4 protein-coding genes are annotated in these 8,760 nt (G+C 66.6%); 3 read left to right on the top strand and 1 reads right to left on the bottom strand.

The genetic code is table 11. The features are described 5' to 3' along the window. Positions 1-156: 156 nt before the first annotated feature. A complete protein-coding gene (locus QNN99_RS04650; protein WP_229965262.1) occupies positions 157-1,935 on the bottom strand; it encodes a dipeptide ABC transporter ATP-binding protein in 1,779 nt (592 codons plus the stop codon). Between the two features lie 225 nt (positions 1,936-2,160). On the opposite strand from QNN99_RS04650, the gene QNN99_RS04645 reads away from it, so the two are divergent. The 3 genes from QNN99_RS04645 to QNN99_RS04635 all read left to right on the top strand — a co-directional run bounded on the left by QNN99_RS04645 (position 2,161) and on the right by QNN99_RS04635 (position 8,721). Beyond that, entirely contained in the window at positions 2,161-3,837 is a 1,677-nt protein-coding gene (locus tag QNN99_RS04645; RefSeq protein WP_229965261.1) for an ABC transporter substrate-binding protein, read from the top strand. A gap of 95 nt (positions 3,838-3,932) precedes the next feature. Beyond that, positions 3,933-5,429 carry a malate:quinone oxidoreductase gene (locus QNN99_RS04640; protein ID WP_229965260.1) on the top strand — a complete coding sequence of 499 codons (1,497 nt, stop codon included), beginning with the start codon at positions 3,933-3,935 and terminating at the stop codon, positions 5,427-5,429. A gap of 145 nt (positions 5,430-5,574) precedes the next feature. Then, the gene (locus QNN99_RS04635; RefSeq protein WP_229965259.1) at positions 5,575-8,721 is read left to right on the top strand and encodes an efflux RND transporter permease subunit; all 3,147 of its coding nucleotides are present in this window, start codon (positions 5,575-5,577) and stop codon (positions 8,719-8,721) included. Positions 8,722-8,760 lie beyond the last annotated feature (39 nt).

Raw genomic sequence — 8,760 nt, 5'->3', positions numbered from 1 at the left:
CCGCCGCCCCCAAAAAACCCCCCCCCAAAAGACCGCCAGGGGGGCCCCCCCGCGGGGCCGCACCTCTGCCTGTCTTTGAGGACTTTGGTCCCGGTTAAAGCCTTTGGTCCCGGGCCGGTTCTCCGGCCCGGAACCTTCCCGATCAGGAGGCCGGGATCAGGAGGCCAGCTCGTCCTCGGAGATGTCCAGTTCGTTGCCCGGGATCGAAGCCAGCAGTTTCCGCGTGTAGGGGTGCCGGGGGTTCGAAAAGACTTCCTCCGACGACGCCGCTTCCACCAGCTCCCCGTCCTTCATGACGCAGACGTAATCCGAGATCAGCCGGACCACGGCCAGGTCGTGGGAGATGAAGAGGTAGCTCAGTCCGAGTTCGGCCTGCAGGTCACCCAGCAGTTTCAGGATCTGGGCCTGAACCAGTACGTCCAGGGCCGACACCGGCTCGTCGCAGACGATCAGCTCGGGCTTCAGCGCCAGCGCCCGGGCAATCGCCACGCGCTGCCGCTGCCCGCCGGACAGCTCCGCGGGATAGCGGCGCAGCATCGACTGCGGCAGCGCCACCTGCTCCATCAGCTCACGCACCCGCGCGGCCCGCTCGATCTTGGACCCGCGCTTGTACGTCTTCAGCGGCTCGTCCAGGATCCGCTCGATCGTGAACATGGGATCCAGGGAGGAGTACGGATCCTGGAAAATCGGCTGGACACGCTGCCGGAATTCACGCAGCTTGCCCTTTTCCAAACCTCCGACATCGATCCCGTCGAAGGTAATCGTTCCGCTGGTGGGTTCAATCAGCTTCAGCAGCATTCTGGCGGTGGTGGTCTTGCCGGAGCCGGACTCCCCCACGATCGCCACGGTCCGGCCGCGGGGAATGTCCAGGGTCACGTTACGCGCGGCATAGAAGTCCTCGGACCGCCCGCGGATCTTGAACACCTTGGTCAGGTCGCGGATTTCCACGATGTTGTCCGGTGCGGCCGTGCTGCCGGCACCGGCGTCCCCGGCGTCGTGCCCCGCCGCCCCGGCGACGGCGACGTCGTCGGCCAGCCCCGCTTCGCCGTCGCGCTCCGCGAAGGCCTGCTCGGCGAGTTTCAGCCGCTGGGCCGCCGGCACGGTAAAGGCACCGGGGCTCAGCCGCACGGCTGCCACGCTGGGCGCCGCTGAAACCAGGGCCTGCGTGTAGGGATGCTGCGGATCCTCCAGCAGCTGGCGGGCGGGGCCGGTTTCCACCACCAGCCCGCGGTGCATCACCACCAGCTCGGAAGCGCGTTCGGCGGCCAGCCCCAGGTCATGCGTAATCAGCAGCACCGAGGTGCCCAGTTCCTCGGTCATCTTGCCGATCTGGTCCAGGATCGTCCGCTGCACCGTCACGTCCAGGGCCGACGTCGGTTCATCAGCGATCAGCAGCCGCGGCCGGCAGGCCAGGCCAATGGCGATCAGTGCGCGCTGGCGCATGCCGCCGGAGAACTCATGGGGATACTGTTTGGCCCGCTCCGCGGCGTCGGGCAGGCCCGCTGCGGTAAGGACCTCGATGACCTTGCGGTCCAGGTCCTTGGACGTGGCCATCCCGTGCACCAGCAGGGTCTCCGCCACCTGGGTGCCGATCTTCGTGACCGGGTTCAGGTTGGACATCGGATCCTGCGGCACCAGCCCGATGGAGCGCCCCCGGATGGCCCGCATCTTGGTCTCGGGCATCCCCACCAGCTCGGTTCCGTCAAAGCGGATGCTGCCGGAGGCGACCTTGCCGTTGCCCGGCAGCAGGCCAATCACGGCCATGGCGGTGGTGGACTTTCCGGATCCCGACTCGCCCACAATGGCCAGCGTCTTTCCCCGGGGAAGGGCGAAGGAGGCGCTCTTCACCGCCTGCACCTCGCCGTCGGTGGTCCGGAAGTTAACCGCGAGATCGGTCACCTCAAGCAGGGGAACGTCAGGGCTGATTTCAGTCATTTCCCTATCCTGCCTTACTTGGAGCAGTGGTGTGAGCCGTGTCTCACCGGCCCTTGCCGGTTTTTTTTCATTTAGACTGTCAATCCACGCATATTGTCCAGACATGGCCAGCCATGCACTCGGGCACGGGTGCCGAAAACAGCGATGGAAACACCGTTAGGCACCACCGTGCGAGAACCGTCAGACCACACCAGGGATGGAGCGTCCCGGAGGAGAACAACAGCTGTGACAGATCCCGGCATCGGCCGCCGCTCCTTCCTTCGGGCCGGTGCCCTCCTCGGGGCACTCGCCCTCGCCGGATGCACCGCCACCCCGCCCGACAGCAACGCCACCGCTTCGGCTTCCGCCTCCGGCTCCCAGGGCGGACCCAGCGCCACCTTCACCTTCGCCACCGCCGCACGCCCGTCGGGGCTGGATCCGGCCCTGGTCACCGACACCGAGAGCCACCGGGTCACGCGCCAGATCTTCGAGGGCCTCGTGGGCGTCGATGCCCTGACCTCCGCGCCCACCCCGCTGCTGGCCGAGAGCTGGACCGAGTCGGAGGACGGCCGCAGCTACACCTTCGCGCTGCGCAAGGGCGTCACCTTCCACGACGGGGAGCCGTTCAACGCCGACGCCGTCTGCGCGAATTTTGAGCGCTGGTACCACCTGCCCGCCTCCGCCCGCGGAGTCGGCAATCTTGCCTACCAGTCAGTCTTCAACTCCTATTCGGACCGTCCGGAACTGGCGGTGTACAAATCCTGCACCGCTGTGGACGAACACACGGTTCGGATCGACCTGGCCACGCGCCTGACCGGATTCATTCCGGCACTGGCCTCGCCCGAGTTTGCCATGTCCTCGCCCAAGGCCCTCCGGCAGTTCAACGCCGATGCCCTCAGCTCCGAAAAGGACGGCCAGAGGCTCTCGGAATATGCCCTGCACCCGGTGGGCACCGGACCGTTCTTCCTGGAATCCTGGGAAGGCGACGAAGTGCGCCTGGCAACCTACCCCGACTACTGGGGCGAACGCGGGCAGATCGCGGGCATCGTCTTCAAGACGATGACCAGTCCCGAAAGCCGGCTCCGCGCCCTGAAAAGCGGGCAAGTGGACGGCTACGACCTCGTCACCGTGGCCGATGTGGACGACCTGGCCCGCAACGGCCTGCAGATCCTGCAGCGCGACCCGTACTCGGTCCTGTATCTGGGCATCAACCAGGCCTTCCCGGGCCTGGACAACGTCAAGATGCGCCAGGCCATTGCCCACGCCATCGACAAGGGCGCGCTCCTGGAGGGACTGTTCCTGAACGGAACCAAGCAGGCCAACCAGTTCGTTCCCGAAAAGCTCGGTGTCTCCTCCGGATCCGTGACCAGCTACGGATACGACCCAGAACGGGCCGCCGAGCTGCTCAAGGAGGCCGGCTACAAGGGCGCCGAACTGCCCTTCCACTATCCCCGCCACGTCACCCGCGCGTATCTGCCGACACCGGAGCGGGTGTACGCCGAGCTCAGCCGCCAGCTAACTGCCGTTGGCCTGAATATTAAGCCGGTTCCGGTGGAATGGTCCGACGATTATCTGCAGAGCGTGCAGCGCAGCGGTGACCGCGCCCTGCACCTGCTGGGCATCAGCGGCACCTACGACGATCCGGACAACTTCGTGGGCAGCCTGTTCGGCAGCTACACCGAGGAATTCGCCTACGACGACGCGCAGCTGCTGAGCAAGATTGACCGGGCACGCACCCTGGAATCCGGACCGGAACAGACCGAGGCGTACACGGCCATCAGCGACCGGATCGCCACCCGGGTGCCGGCCATTCCGCTGGCCTTTCCGATCTCCGCGCTGGCGTTCTCCCCCAGAGTCGCCGTCTATCCGACCTCTCCCCTGCTCAACGAAGTCTTCAACCGGATCGAGCTCCGCGAACCGTAAGTACCTGCACCCCGCGCTCCGGCAAGCTCAGGTGATTTTAGTAAGGGGACCGGTAGCGATACGCTTCTAGGGCTAGCGCCCTCGCGACTGGAGATATGAAGTTGACTGCTAATAGCCCGGCGGACAAGTCCGCAACCAAAACCGATGTTCTGCTGATCGGCGGCGGCATCATGAGCGCGACCCTCGGGGCGTTCCTGAAGCAGCTCCAGCCTGATTGGGACATTTCCCTATTTGAGCGCCTCGACCGTGCCGGGCTGGAAAGCTCGGACCCCTGGAACAATGCCGGCACCGGCCATGCCGCGCTCTGCGAGCTGAACTACAGCCCCGCAGCGGCCGACGGTTCCGTTGACCCGGCGAAGGCCGTGGGCATCAACGAACAGTTCCAGGTTTCGCGCCAGTTCTGGTCCCACATGGTCTCCTCCGGCCACATCTCGAACAGCTTCATCAACCCGCTGCCGCACATGAGCTTCGTCTGGGGTGACGCGCACTCCGAATACCTGCGCCGCCGCTACGAGTCGCTGAGCGCGCAGCCGCTGTTCAAGACCATGGAGTTCTCGGAGGATCCGGCCAAGCTGGCCGAATGGGCTCCGCTGATCATGGAGGGCCGGAACCCCTCCCAGCGTGTTGCCGCCTCCCGCGTCGCGGGCGGCACCGACGTCGATTTCGGCGCCCTGACCCGAGAGCTCACCGGCTACCTGGGCAACAACGGCGTGGAGATGAACTACGGCCACGAGGTCAACAACGTCTCCCGGTCCTCCAACGGCGGCTGGGACGTCAAGGTCAAGAACCGCGCCACCGGGCAGTCCCGGACGGTTTCGGCCCGCTTTGTCTTCATCGGCGGCGGCGGCGGTGCCCTGCATCTGCTCCAGGCCTCGGGCATTCCCGAGGGCAAGGGCTTCGGCGGCTTCCCCGTCTCCGGCCAGTTCCTGCGCTCCACCGACGACTCGATCATCTCCCGGCACAACGCCAAGGTGTACGGCCAGGCCTCGGTGGGCGCCCCGCCCATGTCGGTGCCGCATCTGGACACCCGCTTCGTCAACGGCCAGCGTTCGCTGCTGTTCGGCCCGTACGGCGGCTTCTCCCCCAAGTTCCTCAAGAGCGGTTCCTACCTGGACCTGCCCGGATCGGTCCGCCCGGACAACCTGCTGCCGATGCTGGCCGTCGGCAAGGACAACATGTCCCTGGTGAAGTACCTGATCACCGAAGTGCTGAAAACCCGCGAGGGCAAGACCAAGGCACTGCAGGAATTCGTTCCCGGAGCTGTCACCGAGGGCTGGGACCTGATCACCGCCGGCCAGCGCGTGCAGGTCATCAAGAAGGATCCGAAGAAGGGCGGCGTGCTGCAGTTCGGCACCGAACTCATCACCGCCGCCGACGGCTCCGTGGGTGCCCTGCTGGGCGCCTCCCCGGGCGCCTCCACCGCTCCGCCGATCATGGTGAACCTGCTCAAGCGCTGCTTCCCCGCCGAATTCGGCGGCTGGGAGGCCAAGATCAAGGACATGATCCCGGGCTACGGCGTCAAGCTCAACGAAAATGAGTCCCTGCTGGACGAAATCACCCAGGACACCAACCGCGTCCTCGGCCTGAACTAACCGCACCGCCGCATCATTTTTACCCGTTGGACCGGGCCGACCCATCCGGTCGGCCCGGTCCTTCGAACTATCTGCACCGGTACGGTTTCCCCGTCCGGAACGTTTTGCCGATCTACGTCAGTTCCGCCCTTCCTAAGGCAGGCTCATGGACCGCTTGGCCAAGCTTTCCCTCTCCAACCGGGCGCTCATTGCCCTGATCACCGTTTTCACGGTGGTCTTCGGCGTGATCTCCATGGGGTCGCTGAAGCAGGAGCTCATCCCCTCGCTGGAGTTCCCGCAGATCAGCGTGATCACGGCCCTGCCCGGCGCGTCCCCGGAGGTGGTGGACAAGCAGATCAGTGAACCCCTCGAAGGCGCGCTCACCGCCGTCGAAGGCCTGGAATCCTCCTCGGCCACCTCGCGTTCCTCGATTTCCACCATCAACCTGACCTTTGCCTACGGCACCGACCTGGACCGCGCCCGCGGCCAGGTGGACCGGGCAATCTCGAACGCCCGGCAGCTGCTGCCCGACGACGTGAATCCGCAGTCCCTGGCCGGCAGCATCAGCGACTTCCCGATCGTGTACATGGCAGTGTCCTCGGATCAGCCGCTGGCCGAGCTCAACAGCGAACTGCAGCGGCTGACGGTTCCGCGGCTGCAGAAGATCGAAGGGGTGCGGACCGCCGAAGTCACCGGCGGCTCCACCCGGAGCATCGCCATTCTTCCCGACTCCGCGGCCCTCGCCGCCCTGGGGGTTGGGCCGTCGGCCATCTCGGAGGCACTGGAAAACAGCGGCGCCCTGGTGCCTGCCGGCACCGTTTCCGAGGACAGCCGGACCCTGCCCATCCAGGTGGGCAGCCCGCTGGACAGCCTGGAGAAAATCGCCGCCCTTCCGGTCGAATCCACGCAGGACTCCGGAGCGGGCGCCGATCCGGTGACCATCGGCGACGTCGCGACCGTGGACATCGCCGAAGATGAGAACACCTCCATCACCCGCACCAACGGGGAGCCGACGCTGGCGGTGTCCATCACCAAGACCCCCGCCGGCGACACCGTGGGCATTTCGCACGAGGTTCTGGACCTGCTGCCGGCACTGGAAGCCGAGCTCGGCAACGGCGCGAAATTCACCGTGGTCTTCGATCAGGCGCCCTTCATTGAAGAATCCATCTCCAACCTGACCACCGAGGGCATCCTGGGCCTGGGCTTCGCCGTCCTGGTGATCCTGGTCTTCCTGCTCTCGGTGCGTTCCACCCTGGTCACCGCCGTGTCCATTCCGCTGTCCCTGCTGGTGACGTTCATCGGCCTGCTGGCGTTCGGGTATTCCCTGAACATTTTGACCCTGGGCGCGCTGACCATTGCGATCGGCCGCGTGGTGGACGACTCCATTGTGGTCATTGAAAACATCAAGCGGCACCTGGGCTACGGCACCGACAAGCGGACCGCCATCCTGACCGCCGTCCGCGAAGTGGCCGGCGCCATCACCGCCTCGACCCTGACCACAGTGGCCGTTTTTGCGCCGATTGCGTTTGTCGGCGACCTGGCCGGTGAACTTTTCCGGCCGTTCGCCATCACCACCTCCCTGGCGCTGCTGGCATCGCTGCTGGTGTCCCTGACGATTGTGCCGGTGCTGGCGTACTGGTTCCTGAAGTCATCTCCCCCGGTCGCCGATCCCGCCGCGTACCGCGCCGACGCCGAAGCCCGGGAGTCCCGGACGCCCCTGCAGCGCGGCTATCTGCCGATCCTGCGCACCACGCAGCGGCATCCCGTCTACACCCTGGCCGCCGGCCTCGTCGTCCTGGTCGGAACCGCGGCGATGACCCCGCTGCTGCAGACCAACCTGCTCGGAGACACCGGGCAGAACACGTTCAGCGTGCGGCAGGAAATGCCGCCGGGCACCGCACTGGAAACCACCTCGGCGGCTGCCGAAGAGGTGGAGGAGACGCTGCGCGGCACCGAGGGCGTCAAGGATGTCCAGGTCACCATGGGCACCTCGAGTTCGGGGTTTGCCGCCTTTACCGCCGGCGGATCCGCGGTGGCTTCGTACACCGTCATCACCGAGCCCGGGGTGGACCAGGTGGCGCTGCGGGAGACCGTCAGCGCCGAGCTGGACGGCCTGGACGACGACGCCGGGAACCTCACCCTGGGAACCACCGGCGGCGGTTTCGGCACCTCGAACACCGTGGACATCAGCCTCTCCGCCGGTGATCCCGCCGAGCTGCAGCCGGCCGCCGAGCAGGTCACAGAGGCGATGTCCGAGCTGCCCGCAGCCGCCGAAGTCACCAGCAACCTGTCCTCCTCCTCCCCCGTGGTCCAGATTTCGATCGACCGCGCCAAGGCGGTGGCGGCCGGGCTGAATGAGCAGCAGATCGCCGGCCTGATGGCCTCGACCCTGAGTCCGCTGCCGGGCGGAACCATCCGGATCGGCACCGACGACTTCCCGGTCCTGATCGGCGAGGGAACCACCGTCACCAGCATTGAGCAGCTCAGTGCCGTGCCGGTGCCCGCCGGCTCCGGCACGGTGCCGCTGAGCTCGCTGGCGACGGTCGAGGAAGTGGATGTCCCGACGTCGATTTCCTCCTCCGGCGGCGAGCGCACCGCCGTCGTCTCCGTGGCCCCGGCGGGCGACAACCTGGGGGCGGCGATCACCGAGGTGCAGGCCCAGCTCGACGGGCTGGAGCTGCCGGCCAGCGTCACCGCCACCCTCTCCGGTGCCGCCACCCAGCAGAACGAGTCCTTCACCCAGCTCGGACTGGCGCTGCTGGCGGCCATCGCCATTGTGTACGTGATCATGGTGGCGACGTTCAAATCCCTGGTCCAGCCGCTGATCCTGCTCGTCTCCGTGCCGTTTGCCGCCACCGGGGCGATCCTGCTGCTGCTGGTCACCGGGGTGCCGCTGGGTCTTCCCTCCCTGGTGGGCATGCTGATGCTCGTCGGCATTGTGGTGACCAACGCCATCGTGCTGGTGGACCTGATCAACCAGTACCGCCGGCCGCACGACGGGCGGCCGGGAATGAACGTCCCGGATGCCATCATGAAGGGTGCCCGGCAGCGGCTGCGCCCGATCCTGATGACCGCGCTGGCGACGGTGTTTGCGCTGACCCCGATGGCGCTGGGCGTCACCGGAGAGGGCGGCTTCATTTCCCGGCCGCTGGCCATCGTGGTGATCGGCGGACTGGTGTCCTCGACCGTGCTGACCCTGATCCTGGTGCCGGTGCTGTACCGGCTGGTGGAGGGGTCGCGGGAAAAGCGGCGGGCCGGATCCGCCGATGCATCCGGCGGGTTCGCCCCGGCAGGTGCCGGCCCCACGGAATGATTCGTGCCGAACCGTCGTTGTGGCACCATGTAGATGCAA

It is taken from the genome of Arthrobacter sp. zg.Y820, from assembly GCF_030125555.1.
GTDB lineage: Bacteria > Actinomycetota > Actinomycetes > Actinomycetales > Micrococcaceae > Arthrobacter_B.
This window is presented reverse-complemented; position numbering and strand designations above follow the sequence as displayed.